Here is a 16,101-nt window from a genome sequence, read left to right as displayed (position 1 = left end):
AACGTCCTGTTAAATCGACGTCCGGCCAAACGCCCCCTGCCAGTCCTGCTCAAACTTCGCCACGGCGGCATCGACCGCCGGATAGCTAATCATCTGCTGCGCAACATCCAGCGGCAGCGTGATTGACTCACATCCTGCCAGTAAGCAGTCCAGCGCCTGACGCGGGGTTTTGAAACTCGCCGCCAGCACTTTCGCCTGTGGTGCATGCATTTTCAGCAACTGATGCAAATCGGTCACGGTCTGAATACCACTTCCGCCCTGGGCATCAATACGGTTCACGTAAGGCGCAACATATTCCGCACCCGCCAGCGCTGACAGCAGGCCTTGCGCCGCGCCATACACCGCCGTGCCCAACGTTGGGATCCCTTCCGCCTTTAACATCTTGATGGCTGCCAGCCCCTCGGCGGTCACCGGTACTTTAACCACGATATCCGCAATAATAGAACGCAGTTTGCGTGCATCGTTCACCATGCCTTCAGCGGTGGTAGCCATTACCTGGGCAAACAAACGCCCCTGCCCCCCCATCGCTTCGTGAAGTTCCGGAAGCACAACCTCCAGCGGCTTTTTGCCTGCAGCGATAATGCTTGGGTTAGTGGTCACACCCGCCAACGGGAAAACGCGCGCCAGCGCCTTCACTGCAGCAACGTCTGAAGTATCCAGATACAGTTCCATAGCCATCCTCAAATGTACTTTTGTATGAAATCAGACTATCACGAAAAAACCCTCTGAACAGTTGATGCACATCAATTTAACTTTCATTCGAAAGCTATTTAATGTTTGAACGAAACAGAGAGGCATCTATGATCTTCAATATTCAACGCTACTCGACCCACGACGGTCCCGGTATCCGCACCGTAGTTTTTCTTAAAGGCTGCTCATTGGGCTGCCGCTGGTGTCAGAACCCGGAAAGCCGCGCCCGCACGCAGGATCTGCTGTATGACGCACGTCTGTGCCTGGAAGGCTGCGAGCTGTGCGCTAAGGCGGCCCCGGAAGTGATTGAGCGAGCGCTGAATGGTTTACTTATCCATCGTGAAAAGTTAACGCCTGAGCATCTGAGCGCGCTGACCGACTGCTGCCCAACTCAGGCACTGACCGTATGCGGTGAAACAAAAAACGTTGAGGAGATCATGGCGACCGTCCTGCGCGACAAACCGTTTTACGATCGCAGCGGCGGCGGTTTAACGCTTTCTGGCGGGGAGCCGTTTATGCAGCCGGAAATGGCGGCGGCGTTACTGCAAGCCAGCCACGAAGCCGGTATTCATACCGCTGTGGAAACCTGTCTGCATGTGCCGTGGAAATATATCGCGCCTTCCCTGCCTTATATCGATCTGTTTCTTGCCGATTTAAAACACGTTGCCGACGCACCGTTTAAACAATGGACCGACGGTAACGCCGCCAGAGTGTTGGATAACCTGAAAAAACTTGCGGCGGCAGGGAAAAAAATCATCATCCGCGTACCGCTGATTCAGGGCTTTAATGCCGATGAAACCGCAGTGAAAGCCATTACCGATTTTGCCGCCGATGAACTACAGGTTGGTGAAATTCATTTCCTGCCCTACCACACGCTGGGCATCAACAAATATCACTTACTTAATCTGCCCTATGACGCCCCGGAAAAACCGCTTGATGCGCCAGAACTGCTCGACTTTGCCCAGCAGTATGCCTGCCAGAAAGGGTTAACCGCGACCTTACGAGGATAACAATCATGACAACACTGAAACTGGATACGCTCAGCGACCGCATTAAAGCGCACAAAAATGCGCTGGTACATATTGTGAAACCACCGGTTTGTACCGAGCGCGCACAGCACTATACCGAGATGTATCAACAACATCTCGATAAGCCAATCCCGGTTCGTCGCGCGCTGGCGCTGGCGCATCACCTGGCTAATCGCACCATCTGGATCAAACACGATGAGTTGATCATCGGCAACCAGGCAAGCGAAGTCCGCGCCGCGCCGATCTTCCCGGAATATACCGTGTCGTGGATCGAAAAAGAGATTGATGATCTGGCGGATCGTCCCGGCGCTGGTTTTGCGGTGAGCGAAGAGAACAAACGTGTTCTACATGAAGTCTGCCCGTGGTGGCGCGGTCAAACCGTACAGGATCGCTGCTATGGCATGTTTACCGATGAGCAAAAAGGCCTGCTGGCAACCGGCATCATTAAAGCGGAAGGCAATATGACCTCCGGCGATGCGCACCTGGCGGTCAATTTCCCGCTGCTGCTGGAAAAAGGGCTTGATGGTCTGCGCGAAAAAGTGGCGGAGCGCCGCTCGCGTATTAACCTGACGGTACTGGAAGATTTGCACGGCGAGCAATTCCTGAAAGCCATTGATATCGTGCTGGTGGCAGTCAGTGAACACATTGAACGTTTCGCCGCCCTGGCGCGTGAAATGGCAGCCACCGAAACCCGCGAAAGCCGTCGCGATGAACTGCTGGCAATGGCCGAAAACTGCGATCTCATCGCCCACCAGCCACCGCAGACTTTCTGGCAGGCGCTGCAATTATGCTATTTCATCCAGTTGATTTTGCAGATCGAATCCAACGGTCACTCGGTATCGTTTGGTCGTATGGATCAGTATCTCTATCCGTACTATCGTCGCGACGTTGAACTCAACCAGACGCTGGATCGTGAACACGCCATTGAGATGCTGCATAGCTGCTGGCTGAAGTTGCTGGAAGTGAACAAAATCCGCTCCGGTTCGCACTCCAAAGCCTCTGCCGGTAGCCCGCTGTATCAGAACGTCACCATCGGTGGGCAAAACCTGGTTGATGGTCAGCCGATGGATGCAGTGAATCCGCTCTCCTACGCAATCCTCGAATCCTGTGGTCGCCTGCGTTCAACTCAGCCTAACCTCAGCGTGCGTTACCACGCGGGAATGAGTAACGATTTCCTCGATGCCTGCGTGCAAGTGATCCGCTGTGGCTTCGGGATGCCGGCATTTAACAACGATGAAATCGTGATCCCGGAATTTATTAAACTCGGTATTGAACCGAAGGACGCTTACGATTACGCGGCAATTGGCTGTATCGAAACTGCCGTCGGCGGCAAATGGGGCTATCGCTGCACCGGCATGAGCTTTATCAACTTCGCCCGCGTAATGCTGGCGGCGCTGGAAGGTGGTCGTGATGCCACCAGCGGCAAAGTGTTCCTGCCACAAGAAAAAGCGTTGTCAGCGGGTAACTTCAACAACTTCGATGAAGTCATGGACGCGTGGGATACACAAATCCGTTACTACACGCGCAAATCGATCGAAATCGAATATGTCGTCGACACCATGCTGGAAGAGAACGTACACGATATTCTCTGCTCGGCGCTGGTGGATGACTGCATTGAGCGAGCGAAAAGTATTAAGCAAGGCGGCGCGAAATATGACTGGGTTTCTGGCTTACAGGTCGGTATTGCCAACCTGGGTAACAGCCTGGCCGCTGTGAAAAAACTGGTGTTTGAACAAGGCGCGATTGGTCAGCAACAGCTTGCTGCCGCGCTGGCGGATGACTTTGAAGGGCTGACTCACGAGCAACTGCGTCAGCGTCTGATTAATGGCGCGCCGAAGTACGGCAACGACGATGATACCGTCGATACACTGCTGGCTCGCGCTTATCAGACCTATATCGATGAACTGAAGCAGTACCATAATCCGCGCTACGGTCGTGGCCCGGTTGGCGGTAACTATTACGCAGGTACGTCGTCTATCTCCGCGAACGTACCGTTTGGTGCACAGACGATGGCGACACCGGATGGGCGTAAAGCACATACGCCTCTGGCGGAAGGTGCAAGCCCGGCCTCCGGCACCGACCACCTCGGCCCAACGGCGGTGATTGGTTCGGTAGGTAAACTGCCTACGGCGTCGATTCTTGGTGGTGTACTGCTCAACCAGAAACTGAATCCGGCGACACTGGAGAATGAGTCCGACAAGCAGAAGCTGATGGTTCTGCTGCGTACCTTCTTCGAAGTGCATAAAGGCTGGCATATTCAGTACAACATCGTTTCCCGCGAAACACTGCTGGAAGCAAAAAAACATCCTGATCAGTATCGCGATCTGGTGGTACGTGTAGCAGGCTATTCCGCCTTCTTCACCGCGCTCTCTCCTGACGCTCAGGACGATATCATCGCCCGTACCGAACATATGCTGTAGTCCTCTCCGCCCGGTAGCCGTCGTTACCGGGCTAAATCATTCACATAATCAATTCTCCCTTACTTTCATTCGAAATATAATTTGTGCTCCACGTCACATTGTTATTACACTGTTACGGTTTCATTTTTGAGCCAGGAGCACACATATGAGCGTAAAAGTTATCGTCACAGACATGGACGGTACTTTTCTTAACGATGCCAAAACGTACAATCGGGCACGTTTTATGGCGCAATATCAGGAGCTGAAAAAGCGCGGCATCGAGTTCGTTGTCGCCAGCGGTAACCAGTATTACCAGCTCATTTCCTTCTTTCCTGAGCTAAAGAATGAGATCTCTTTTGTCGCGGAAAATGGCGCGCTGGTCTACGAACATGGCAAGCAGTTGTTCCACGGCGAACTGACCCCGCATGAATCTCGAATTGTCATTGGTGAACTGCTGAAAGATAAACAGCTCAATTTTGTTGCCTGCGGTCTGCAAAGTGCATACATCAGTGAAAATGCCCCTGAATCATTCGTTGCATTGATGGCAAAACACTACCATCGCCTGAAACCGGTAAAAGATTATCAGGACATTGATGATGTTCTGTTCAAGTTTTCACTTAACCTGCCGGATGAGCAGATCCCGCTGGTAGTTGACAAACTGCACGTTGCGCTCGACGGCATAATGAAACCCGTTACCAGTGGCTTTGGGTTTATCGACCTGATTATTCCCGGCCTGCATAAAGCGAACGGCATTTCACGGTTACTGAAACGCTGGGATCTGTCGCCGCAAAATGTGGTGGCAATTGGCGACAGCGGTAACGACGCAGAGATGCTGAAAATGGCGCGTTATTCTTTTGCGATGGGCAATGCAGCGGAAAACATTAAACACATCGCCCGTTACACTATCGATGATAATAATCATGACGGCGCGCTGAATGTGATTCAGGCGGTGCTGGATAACACAGATCCTTTCAATAAGTAATCTTCCCCTGGCCGGAGCGCCCCCTCCGGCCTCTCTCTTTTTTCTCGCTTTGTGCAGTGACTCAAAATTTTTATCTTGCGTTAACTTATTTTTAACTTAAAGTATCAATCGTAATAATTTTTACTTTCGAATGAAAGATGCGAGGTTGATATGACTTTTACCTGTGAGACACTGCCAACAGATACGAAAGCGGCTATCCGTAAGATGAAAGCGGAGCTGCGACAGCAGATCGGTGATGTGCAACATGTCTTCGATAAACTCTCAGCAAAAATCGAAGCGCGTGTAGCAGAAATAGATGCCCTGAAAGCACAAGGATTGCCGGTTTGGCCGGAGATCTCTTATAGGGATATTGCAGCCGGTACAGTAAACAATGTCACTCGCAATGAAATTAAGCGCCGCGGTTGTGCGGTAATAAAAGGCCATTTCCCTCGTGAGCAGGCGCTGGCGTGGGATCGCGCAATGCTCGACTACCTTGATGCCAATCACTTTGATGATGTGTATAGAGGTCCTGGCGACAGTTTTTTCGGTTCGCTGGAGGCTTCTCGCCCCGAAATCTATCCCATTTACTGGTCACAGGCGCAGATGCAAGCGCGGCAGAGCGACAATATGTCTGCGGTTCAATCTTTCCTTAACCGCCTGTGGAAATCTGAAAGCAACGGCAAACAATGGTTTGATCCCGATGTCAGCGTGATTTATCCGGACAGAATTCGCCGTCGCCCACCAGGCACGACGTCCAAAGGTCTGGGCGCACACACCGATTCTGGTGCTCTGGAACGCTGGCTATTACCCGCTTATCAGCGCGTTTTTGCCAATGTTTTCAACGGTAATTTTGATGATTATGATCCGTGGGATGCTGCGCATCGTACCGATGTAGAAGAATACACCGTAGATAACACCACCAAATGTTCGGTGTTCCGCACGTTTCAGGGCTGGACGGCGCTCTCCGATATGTTGCCTGGCCAGGGATTATTACATGTGGTGCCAATCCCGGAAGCGATGGCATACGTTTTACTGCGTCCGTTACTGGATGACGTACCGGACGACGAGCTGTGCGGTGTCGCGCCTGGTAAGGTTCTGCCAATTTCAGAGAAATGGCACCCATTGTTGATAAAAGCACTCACGTCAATTCCGGCAATAACAGCAGGGGATTCCGTCTGGTGGCACTGCGATGTGATTCACTCCGTCGCGCCGGTAGACAATCAACAAGGCTGGGGGAACGTGATGTATATTCCCGCCGCGCCGATGTGCGAGAAAAACCGGGCTTATGCGCACAAGGTCAGAAAGGCACTGGAAAAAGGCGTCTCGCCGGGTGACTTCCCACGTGAAGATTATGAAGCAAACTGGGAAGGCCGCTTTACGCTGGAGGATCTGAACGTTCACGGTAAACGCGCGCTGGGCATGGACGTGTGAAAGTTGATAGATTAGTGGAAGTGAGGTTAAGGAAGTCGGTTCGATGTTACTCAGAGAGCTGACAACGTGCGCTTTGTTAATGCCGGATGCGACCTACAAAATCTTGCAGATTCAATATATTGCAGGGACTGCGTAGGCCTTATAAGCGTAGCGCATCAGGCAATCTTGCGTTTGTCCTCAGCCGCCGTCACCCCGACTGTATCGGGGTGACGGGCAATAACTTACTCGATCCCTCTGCTACGCAGATAATCTTCGTAGTTGCCGCTAAAGTCGATCACGCGTTCCGGAGTGATTTCCAGAATACGGGTCGCCAGGGAGCTTACGAACTCACGGTCGTGAGAAACAAAGATCAGCGTGCCCTGATACAGTTCCAGTGCCATGTTCAGCGACTCGATGGATTCCATATCCAGGTGGTTGGTCGGTTCGTCCATGATCAGAATATTCGGTTTCTGCATCATTAACTTACCAAACAACATACGGCCTTTTTCACCACCGGAAAGTACTTTAGCAGGCTTTTTGATGTCGTCCTGGCTGAACAACAAACGACCGAGAATGCTGCGTACCGCCTGCTCGTCATCGCCTTCCTGTTTCCACTGGCTCATCCATTCAAACACGGTCAGATCATTATCGAACTCATATTCATGATCCTGTGCGTAGTAACCAATACGCGCATTTTCTGACCATTTTACAGTACCATTGTCCGGTTCCAGATCCCCTACCAGCGTTTTCAGCAGGGTCGATTTACCGACGCCATTGGTGCCGAGTACTGCCAGCTTTTCACCCACTTCCAGCAGCAGGTTGATATTTTTAAACAGCGGACCGTTATCAAACCCTTTAGTCAGGCCTTCTACTTCCAGCGCATTACGGAACAGCTTCTTATCCTGCTCAAAACGAATGAACGGGTTCTGACGGCTGGAGGCTTTCACCTCTTCCAGTTTGATTTTATCAATCTGACGCGCACGTGAAGTCGCCTGACGAGATTTCGACGCGTTGGCGCTAAAGCGGCTTACAAAGGACTGCAACTCGGCAATCTGCGCTTTCTTCTTGGCGTTATCAGCCAGCAGGCGTTCGCGTGCCTGGGTCGCCGCCGTCATGTACTCATCGTAGTTACCCGGATAAACGCGCAGCTCACCGTAATCCAAATCCGCCATGTGCGTACAGACCATATTGAGGAAGTGACGGTCGTGCGAAATGATGATCATGGTGCTGTCACGCTCGTTCAGCACCTGCTCCAGCCAACGAATGGTATCGATGTCCAGGTTGTTGGTTGGTTCGTCGAGCAGGAGAATATCAGGATCGGCAAACAGCGCCTGCGCCAGCAACACACGCAGTTTCCAGCCTGGAGCCACTTCGCTCATTGGACCGTAGTGTTGCTCCACTGGAATACCCACGCCAAGCAGCAGCTCACCGGCGCGTGCTTCCGCAGAGTAACCGTCCATTTCGCCGTATTTCACTTCCAGATCGGCAACTTTGTAGCCATCTTCTTCGCTCATTTCCGGCAAAGCATAGATGCGGTCGCGCTCCTGTTTCACTTCCCACAACTCTTTATGCCCCATGATCACCGTATCCAGCACGGTGAACTCTTCAAAGGCAAATTGATCCTGGCGCAGTTTACCAATGCGCTCGTTGGGATCGAGGGAAACGTTGCCCAGCGTCGGCTCTAAGTCGCCGCCGAGGATCTTCATAAAGGTGGATTTACCACTACCGTTCGCGCCAATCAGGCCGTAACGGTTGCCGCCGCCAAATTTGACGGAAATGTTTTCAAACAACGGCTTACTGCCGAACTGCATGGTGACGTTACTGGAAACTAACACAGGCGTATCCTGAAAAGAGATATGACAAACCGCGTATTATGCCATAAGTCTGAAAGAAGATCCCGCTCGCCGCTTAAGGTCTACACTCTTCCCAAAGGCAAAAAATGTGATTTCGTACACATCTGATTTCACTGTTAGCAGGAATGAACATATAATGCGCTTCCAATACTCTAATATTCTCAACCTAATGGCCTGCCAGGCACGAAATCTCGCTTAACATGAATATGAAATTGAAAACGTTATTCGCAGCGGCCTTCGCTGTTGTCGGCTTTTGCAGTACCGCGTCAGCGGTAACTTATCCTCTGCCAACCGACGGGAGTCGCCTGGTTGGTCAGAATCAGGTGATCACCATTCCAGAAGGCAATACCCAGCCGCTGGAGTATTTTGCGGCCGAGTATCAGATGGGGCTTTCCAATATGATGGAAGCGAACCCTGGTGTGGATACCTTCCTGCCGAAAGGCGGCACCGTCTTGAACATTCCGCAGCAACTGATCCTGCCAGACACGGTTCATGAAGGTATTGTAATTAACAGCGCAGAGATGCGTCTGTATTACTATCCGAAAGGGACTAACACCGTTATCGTGCTGCCGATCGGGATTGGTCAGTTAGGTAAAGACACGCCTATCAACTGGACCACCAAAGTAGAACGTAAGAAAGCCGGCCCGACCTGGACACCGACCGCCAAAATGCATGCGGAATACCGTGCAGCAGGCGAACCGCTTCCGGCTGTTGTTCCGGCTGGTCCGGATAACCCAATGGGGCTGTACGCTCTGTACATCGGTCGCCTGTACGCTATCCACGGCACCAACGCCAACTTTGGTATCGGCCTGCGTGTAAGCCACGGTTGTGTGCGTCTGCGTAACGAAGATATCAAATTCCTGTTCGAGAAAGTGCCTGTTGGTACGCGCGTACAGTTTATTGATGAACCAGTGAAAGCGACCACCGAGCCAGACGGCAGCCGTTATATTGAAGTCCATAACCCGCTGTCTACGACCGAAGCTCAGTTTGAAGGTCAGGAAATTGTACCAATTACCCTGACGAAGAGCGTACAGACCGTGACCGGTCAGCCAGATGTTGATCAGGCGGTTCTGGACCAGGCTATTCAAAACCGTTCCGGGATGCCAGTTCGTCTGAATTAATCTTCAAAACTTAAGCAAAAGGCGGACTGATAATCCGCCTTTTTTATTTTCCAGCGCTTATCCAACCGGGAGCATAACTAACAAAACGTATCCTACCAGCGCCGCCCACAACAGCATTGGTATCGAATAGAGATGGAAACGCCACCAGATACGATGATCGTTCGCCATACGCAGTGCAATCAAATTTGCCAGCGATCCCGGTAACAAACCAAAACCCCCGACATTTACCGCCCAGGCCAGTAACAACGACGGCGGCACATAGTTCAGCAGCAAAATTGTGCCCGGCACATTACTGATCACCTGCGATAAACCAATTGCCGTTAGCCATAATCCGGGTTCGGATAAATAACTCACGTGACTCAACACGCCCTGTAAAGCTGGAAGTTGGGTCAGCAAATGGACGTCGATAAACATCGCCATAAACACCAGCAGCAGCGTCCAGTCCACACTCAACACCACGCGACGTGCCAGCAGCGCAAATCCCGCTGCTACAATCACCAGCCCCCATAGCTCTTGTTTCAACTCAAGCGCCGTAAGAAAAACGATATACAGTCCCAGACAACTCCACACCAGTCGCGGCTTCCACTCCGGCGTTTGCGTACCAGTATGATACTGCAACGCCCTTCCAGGGAAACAACACCAGCACAGCAGCAATAGTGTCAGCATCATCACGCCAGCCAGCGGTGCCATTTGTGCAATAAAACCGGCGAACGAAAGGCCAGAGCGTCCCCAGATAAGAATATTTTGCGGGTTGCCTATCGGCGTCAGCAGCGATCCGGCATTCACCGCCAGCGCCTCGAATATAATCAACCGATTAACCGGGATCTCACACAGTCTCTTTAGCGTAATGGTCAGCGGAACAACAATGAACAGCGCAACATCGTTGGTCAGAAACGTAGAAAGTAGCGCCGCCGCCAGCACCATAAACATTGCCAGTCGACGTTCAGTGGCAAAACGGCGCACCATTTTACGCCCCAGCACATCAAAATAACCGCTTAACTCCACACCTTTGGTCAGCAGCATCAGGCCACTTAAGGTGATGATGGTGTGCCAGTCGATAGCGCCAGGCCAGGACTTTGGTGCGAAAGGAACGAAAAAACTTAATCCGATGCCAACAAGAATTAATAACTGAAAAAAGCGATCGCCTTGTATCGTGCGTAAAAAAGGCAGGCTCATTTGGCACCGTGTTTCTGGGTAAACAAACGAAAGGCGTCCAGCGTCTCTTCACTGACATGGTGTTCCATACCTTCCGCGTCACGACGGGCGATTTCCGGGCTGACGCCCAACACCAGCAAGAAATTTTCGACAATCTGATGCCGCTCACGGCTTTCCTGCGCTAGCTTTTCCCCTTCCGCAGTCAAAAACACGCCTCGCCAGGGGATCATTTCAATTAGCCCCATTGTTGCCAGCCGCTTGAGCATTTTAGCCACCGTCGGTTGAGAGACGCCCAGACGGGCGGCCATATCAACCTGACGTGCTTCTCCCACTTCTCTAATCAAATCAGAAATCAGCTCAACGTAATCGTCGATAAGCTCGCGACGATGTGCCTCTCTGACCTGGCGAAACCCTTCAACGTGCTCTTCCACGTTCACTAACTGCGTCACTTTTTTTACTGTTGGCGTACCTGCGCGACGACTCATTGTGCTTCCTCATTATGGTGACACATATATAGCGCTCTCATTTCGTGCGCACATTGTAAACCAGAGTTGTGAAGGCACAAAAATTTAACGTTTTAGCAATAGCTATATAATATAGCCTGTGCTATATCTGTATGTAATGCAATCATCCCTCATGGATCGACGGGATTAGCAAGTCAGGAGGTCTTATGAATGAGTTCAAGAGGTGTATACGCGTGTTTAGTTACTCCCCCTTTAAAGTGCGGTTAATGCTGCTCTCGATGTTGTGCGATATGGTCAACAACAAACCGCAGCAGGATAAACCCTCCAATAAATAGCGGCGTCGCGGTACGCCGCTTCACTCCAGCTTTTAGCAGAAACATTGTTTGGCTTGAAAAACCCCACTTTTTGTCGGATTTGCTATCCTCTTCGCAAAAGATTTTTTCGTCAGTAGTTGACCTGAGCGGCGGCTCGCTCTATCTTCTTGCAGCCCTGCGTATATTGCGGCTCGCGGATGCGGACCACTCCACTCTCTTCTCGCACTCTTGCAGGTATTGACCCTTGACGCCAGGGTGAGCACATGGCGTTTGTTACGATAGTGGCATATGAATTTAACCCTCAAAGAATCGCTTGTTACCCGTAGCCGGGTATTTAGCCCGTGGACTGCGTTCTACTTTTTACAGTCGCTATTAATTAATCTCGGCTTAGGCTATCCCTTCAGTTTGCTCTACACCGCCGCGTTTACGGCTATTTTGCTTTTGCTATGGCGGACATTGCCTCGCGTGCAAAAAGTCCTGATCGGCGTCAGTTCGTTAGTGGCAGCTTGTTATTTCCCCTTTGCTCAGGCCTACGGCGCGCCTAACTTCAATACATTGCTGGCATTGCACTCCACAAATATGGAAGAGTCGACTGAAATCCTGACGATTTTTCCGTGGTACAGCTATCTGGTCGGCTTATTTATTTTTGCGCTCGGCGTGATTGCTGTCCGGCGAAAAAAAGAGAGTGAAAAAGCGCGCTGGAATAAATTCGACAGCCTGTGCCTGGTATTCAGCGTGGCGACATTTTTTGTCGCTCCGGTTCAAAACCTGGCCTGGGGCGGCGTATTTAAACTGAAAGATACTGGCTATCCGGTATTTCGTTTTGCTAAGGATGTCATCGTTAACAATAACGAGGTAATTGAAGAGCAAGAACGGATGGCGAAACTTTCCGGGATGAAAGACACTTGGACGATTACGGCAGTTAAGCCGAAATACCACACTTATGTGGTGGTGATCGGTGAAAGTGCGCGGCGCGACGCGCTTGGTGCCTTTGGCGGCCACTGGAACAACACCCCGTTTGCCAGCAGCGTTAACGGCCTGATTTTTGCTGATTACATTGCCGCCAGTGGTTCCACGCAAAAATCGCTCGGCTTAACGCTTAACCGCGTGGTCGATGGCAAGCCACAGTTTCAGGATAACTTTGTCACCCTTGCCAACCGCGCGGGTTTTCAGACATGGTGGTTTTCCAATCAGGGACAAATTGGTGAATACGATACCGCCATCGCCAGCATCGCCAAACGTGCGGATGAAGTGTACTTCCTGAAAGAAGGGAATTTTGAAGCCGATAAGAACACCAAAGACGAAGCGTTGCTGCAAATGACCGCTCAGGTGTTGGCCGAAGAACACTCGCAACCGCAACTGATTGTTTTACATCTGATGGGCTCACATCCGCAGGCCTGCGACCGGACACAAGGCAAATACGAAACCTTCGTACAATCGAAAGAAACGTCATGCTATCTCTACACCATGACGCAAACGGACGACTTACTGCGCAAACTTTATGACCAGTTACGCAACAGCGGTAACAGTTTCTCTATGGTTTACTTTTCTGACCACGGTCTGGCCTTTAAGGAACGCGGTAAAGAAGTCCAGTATCTGGCTCACGACGATAAATATCAGCAAAATTTCCAGGTGCCTTTTATGGTCATTTCAAGCGACGATAAAGCGCATCGGGTAATTAAAGCACGCCGTTCAGCCAATGACTTCTTAGGCTTTTTCTCACAGTGGACGGGGATAAAAGCGAAGGAAATTAACATCAAATACCCGTTTATTTCTGAAAAGAAAGCCGGGCCGATATACATCACAAACTTCCAGTTACAGAAGGTGGATTACAACCATCTCGGAACCGATATATTCGATCCCAAATCTTGAGACAAAAAAAATCCGCCCCGAGAGGCGGATTTTTTATATCACCGAAGTGATTAGAAGCGGTAACCAACACCGGCAATCCAGGTGCCTACGTCAACGTTACGAATACGGCTCTGCTCGTAAGAGAAGTCCAGAGCAACGTTTTCGATTGGGTTGAACTGCAGACCCGCACCGTAGGAGAAGCCGTAGTCGCTGGTGTCGTGTTTGAAGGTCGGGTAGTTAGTATCCTGGAATTTACCGTAACCAACACCGACTACACCATAGATACTCGCCCAGTCATTGATACGGTATGCCGGACCTGCGGTGATGCCGTAGTACTGGGTTTTGTTGTAATCGCCTGCACTGTTAGTACGACTTTTTTCAGTGTAAGTGAAAGAACCGATCACACCCAGCGGGCTGTTGTCTTCTTCATAGCGGTATTTCAGGTTGAAACCGCCCATTTTGTTCATTTTGCCCTGAGCGTCGCTCTGAGCATAACCACCAGTAACGGTAGAAGTAGCAGCTACGGAAGTACCTGCGGTGAAAGCCAGAACTGCGGCCAGTGCTGAAAGACATGCAATTTTTTTCATAACCACCTCAAATGTGATTCAAATAAGTCCTAAGCTTTAAATATATCAAAAATTAATGGGAAACTCTTCGCGATTTGTGATGTCTAACGGGCCATTTCATGTAACAGAACGTTTCCACATGCCGCTATCCATCTAAATTTAAATCATTTTTTCAGTGAATTGCGTAAGTATTACGCATATTTTCACTCTCACTCATCCAGATTATTCCTAATCATCAGACTAATGAGTCAATCAATCCTGGCGCATTTTAGTCAAAACGGGGAAAAATTTTTCAACAAATGCTCAACCAGCCTGCGGTATATCCAGTACACTCCACGCTTTACCTTACTATACAAACTTATGGGAGAAATGATGCCAGGGTCATTACGTAAAATGCCGGTGTGGTTACCGATATTAATATTGCTCGTTGCCATGGCATCTATTCAGGGTGGAGCCTCATTAGCAAAATCTCTTTTTCCACTGGTTGGCGCGCCCGGGGTTACTGCACTGCGTCTTGCTCTGGGGACACTGATTCTTATCGCTTTCTTTAAGCCGTGGCGGCTGCGTTTTGCCAAAGAACAACGGTTGCCACTGTTGTTTTACGGTGTATCGCTGGGTGGAATGAACTATCTTTTTTATCTTTCTATTCAGACCGTACCACTAGGAATTGCGGTTGCGCTGGAGTTCACCGGACCACTGGCGGTGGCGCTGTTCTCCTCGCGTCGTCCGGTAGATTTCGTTTGGGTTTTGCTGGCAGTGCTCGGTCTGTGGTTCCTGCTGCCGCTGGGGCAAGATGTTTCCCATGTCGATTTAACCGGCTGTGCGCTGGCTCTCGGTGCCGGTGCTTGTTGGGCTATCTACATATTAAGTGGGCAACGTGCGGGTGCTGAACACGGCCCTGCAACGGTGGCAGTTGGCTCGCTGATTGCAGCGTTAATTTTCGTGCCAATTGGCGCGTTACAGGCAGGAGAGGCTCTCTGGCACTGGGCAGTGGTTCCATTGGGTTTGGCTGTCGCAATCCTCTCGACCGCTCTGCCCTACTCGCTGGAGATGATTGCCCTCACCCGTTTGCCGACGCGAACATTTGGCACTCTGATGAGCATGGAACCGGCGCTGGCCGCCATTTCCGGGATGATTTTCCTCGGTGAGATGCTGACGCCGATACAGCTTCTGGCACTCGGCGCTATCATTGCCGCTTCAATGGGCTCCACGCTGACAGCACGCAAAGAGAACAAAATAGAAGAATTAGATATTACTTAAATTTACAATTCTGCATGGTTATGCATAACCATGCAGAATATTCCGCTTTTTTTCACCTGCTACGGCCTTATATATCCGGTTATACAAAAGCATATTTATTCCGAAAGCTTCTGATGAACAAATAAATAAGAATCGTTCTTATCATTACATATAACTTACTGAATTTATATCAGATTTTATTTTTCACGTTTATTACCGCTATTAGTGCGATAGGAACAGCCACAATAGCGAAATACATAGCCGGTGCTATACTTAATCCCGTTAATTGCTGGGACATAACATCAAGAGGATATGAAATTATGAGTACCGCTAAATTAGTTAAATCAAAAGCGACCAATCTGCTTTATACCCGCAACGATGTCTCTGACAGCGAGAAGAAAGCAACAGTAGAGTTGCTAAATCGTCAGGTTATCCAGTTTATTGATCTTTCTTTGATTACTAAACAAGCGCACTGGAATATGCGCGGCGCTAACTTCATTGCCGTACATGAAATGCTGGATGGCTTCCGTACAGCCCTGATTGATCACCTGGATACCATGGCGGAACGTGCGGTACAACTGGGCGGCGTTGCCCTTGGCACCACTCAAGTTATCAATAGCAAAACACCGCTGAAAAGCTACCCGCTGGACATCCACAACGTTCAGGATCACCTGAAAGAACTGGCAGACCGTTACGCGATTGTCGCCAATGACGTACGTAAAGCAATCGGGGAAGCAAAAGATGATGACACTGCGGATATTCTGACCGCCGCTTCCCGCGACCTGGATAAATTCCTGTGGTTTATCGAATCTAACATCGAATAAATCCATCGCTGATGGTTCAAAACTTTAGTACGCAATGAAACGGCTTCCTGACAGGAGGCCGTTTTGCTTTGCTGCCCTTCTTAATGCACTTTTTTAGTGCATTCATCTACCGTCCCCGGCTGAATAAGTAAATTTTTTGTATCCACAACATCACACAATCGTTACATAAAGATTGTTTTTTCATCAGGATTTACGCTAAATGATCATTGTGCTGACTGCACAATTT

At 50.3% G+C, this 16,101-nt stretch carries 15 protein-coding genes; 9 read left to right on the top strand and 6 right to left on the bottom strand.

Features of this window, described 5'->3' with window-relative positions; all coding sequences use genetic code 11:
* Positions 1–9 precede the first annotated feature (9 nt).
* The gene (fsa, locus tag ESM_RS0118660) at positions 10–672 is read right to left on the bottom strand and encodes a fructose-6-phosphate aldolase (protein WP_000424886.1); all 663 of its coding nucleotides are present in this window, start codon (positions 670–672) and stop codon (positions 10–12) included.
* Between the two features lie 128 nt (positions 673–800).
* Between fsa and ESM_RS0118655 the strand changes: the two genes are divergently transcribed.
* The 4 genes from ESM_RS0118655 (at position 801) to ESM_RS0118640 (ending at position 6,509) form a co-directional block, all read left to right on the top strand.
* On the top strand, positions 801–1,700 hold the full coding sequence (locus ESM_RS0118655) for a glycyl-radical enzyme activating protein (protein ID WP_001516054.1): 900 nt from the start codon (positions 801–803) through the stop codon (positions 1,698–1,700).
* Positions 1,701–1,705: 5 nt separating this feature from the next.
* Positions 1,706–4,138, top strand: a complete 2,433-nt coding sequence (locus ESM_RS0118650) for a glycyl radical protein (RefSeq protein WP_000209339.1) — start codon at positions 1,706–1,708, stop codon at positions 4,136–4,138.
* Between the two features lie 145 nt (positions 4,139–4,283).
* Positions 4,284–5,099 (top strand): sugar-phosphatase YbiV, encoded by an 816-nt coding sequence (gene ybiV / locus ESM_RS0118645; RefSeq protein WP_000114282.1) that lies wholly within the window; start codon positions 4,284–4,286, stop codon positions 5,097–5,099.
* 150 nt (positions 5,100–5,249) lie between these two features.
* Entirely contained in the window at positions 5,250–6,509 is a 1,260-nt protein-coding gene (locus ESM_RS0118640; protein ID WP_000144645.1) for a DUF1479 domain-containing protein, read from the top strand.
* A gap of 221 nt (positions 6,510–6,730) precedes the next feature.
* Here ESM_RS0118640 and ESM_RS0118630 read toward each other — a convergent pair whose 3' ends face one another.
* Positions 6,731–8,323: an ABC-F family ATPase gene (locus tag ESM_RS0118630; RefSeq protein WP_000961451.1), complete on the bottom strand. Its 1,593-nt coding sequence runs from the start codon at positions 8,321–8,323 to the stop codon at positions 6,731–6,733.
* Between the two features lie 218 nt (positions 8,324–8,541).
* Here ESM_RS0118630 and ldtB point away from each other — a divergent pair, with 218 nt between their 5' ends.
* A complete protein-coding gene (gene ldtB, locus ESM_RS0118625; protein ID WP_001056379.1) occupies positions 8,542–9,462 on the top strand; it encodes a L,D-transpeptidase in 921 nt (306 codons plus the stop codon).
* A 57-nt stretch (positions 9,463–9,519) separates the two neighbouring features.
* Here ldtB and ESM_RS0118620 read toward each other — a convergent pair whose 3' ends face one another.
* Both ESM_RS0118620 and mntR read right to left on the bottom strand, forming a co-directional pair.
* Positions 9,520–10,638: an anion transporter gene (locus ESM_RS0118620; protein WP_000056401.1), complete on the bottom strand. Its 1,119-nt coding sequence runs from the start codon at positions 10,636–10,638 to the stop codon at positions 9,520–9,522.
* Complete coding sequence (gene mntR, locus ESM_RS0118615) at positions 10,635–11,102, bottom strand: manganese-binding transcriptional regulator MntR (RefSeq protein WP_000091026.1); 468 nt, start codon at positions 11,100–11,102, stop codon at positions 10,635–10,637. Before mntR ends, ESM_RS0118620 begins: the two co-directional genes overlap by 4 nt.
* Positions 11,103–11,287: 185 nt before the next feature.
* Here mntR and mntS point away from each other — a divergent pair, with 185 nt between their 5' ends.
* Positions 11,288–11,416, top strand: a complete 129-nt coding sequence (gene mntS / locus ESM_RS01000000125310; protein ID WP_001001759.1) for a manganase accumulation protein MntS — start codon at positions 11,288–11,290, stop codon at positions 11,414–11,416.
* 267 nt (positions 11,417–11,683) lie between these two features.
* Complete coding sequence (gene opgE / locus ESM_RS0118605; protein ID WP_001054649.1) at positions 11,684–13,267, top strand: phosphoethanolamine transferase; 1,584 nt, start codon at positions 11,684–11,686, stop codon at positions 13,265–13,267.
* 50 nt (positions 13,268–13,317) lie between these two features.
* Here the strand turns inward: opgE and ompX are convergent, their stop codons facing one another.
* Both ompX and ESM_RS1000000128540 read right to left on the bottom strand, forming a co-directional pair.
* The gene (gene ompX / locus ESM_RS0118600) at positions 13,318–13,833 is read right to left on the bottom strand and encodes an outer membrane protein OmpX (protein WP_001516050.1); all 516 of its coding nucleotides are present in this window, start codon (positions 13,831–13,833) and stop codon (positions 13,318–13,320) included.
* A 52-nt stretch (positions 13,834–13,885) separates the two neighbouring features.
* A complete protein-coding gene (locus tag ESM_RS1000000128540; protein ID WP_120795379.1) occupies positions 13,886–13,951 on the bottom strand; it encodes a protein YliM in 66 nt (21 codons plus the stop codon).
* A 233-nt stretch (positions 13,952–14,184) separates the two neighbouring features.
* Here ESM_RS1000000128540 and rhtA point away from each other — a divergent pair, with 233 nt between their 5' ends.
* Both rhtA and dps read left to right on the top strand, forming a co-directional pair.
* Positions 14,185–15,072: a threonine/homoserine exporter RhtA gene (rhtA, locus tag ESM_RS0118595; RefSeq protein WP_001119539.1), complete on the top strand. Its 888-nt coding sequence runs from the start codon at positions 14,185–14,187 to the stop codon at positions 15,070–15,072.
* A gap of 299 nt (positions 15,073–15,371) precedes the next feature.
* On the top strand, positions 15,372–15,875 hold the full coding sequence (gene dps, locus ESM_RS0118590) for a DNA starvation/stationary phase protection protein Dps (protein ID WP_000100800.1): 504 nt from the start codon (positions 15,372–15,374) through the stop codon (positions 15,873–15,875).
* Positions 15,876–16,101 lie beyond the last annotated feature (226 nt).

The organism is Escherichia sp. TW09308 (assembly GCF_000208565.1).
Lineage (GTDB): Bacteria > Pseudomonadota > Gammaproteobacteria > Enterobacterales > Enterobacteriaceae > Escherichia > Escherichia marmotae.
Note: the sequence above shows the minus strand (reverse complement) of the source record. Positions and strands in the feature narration are given on the sequence as shown.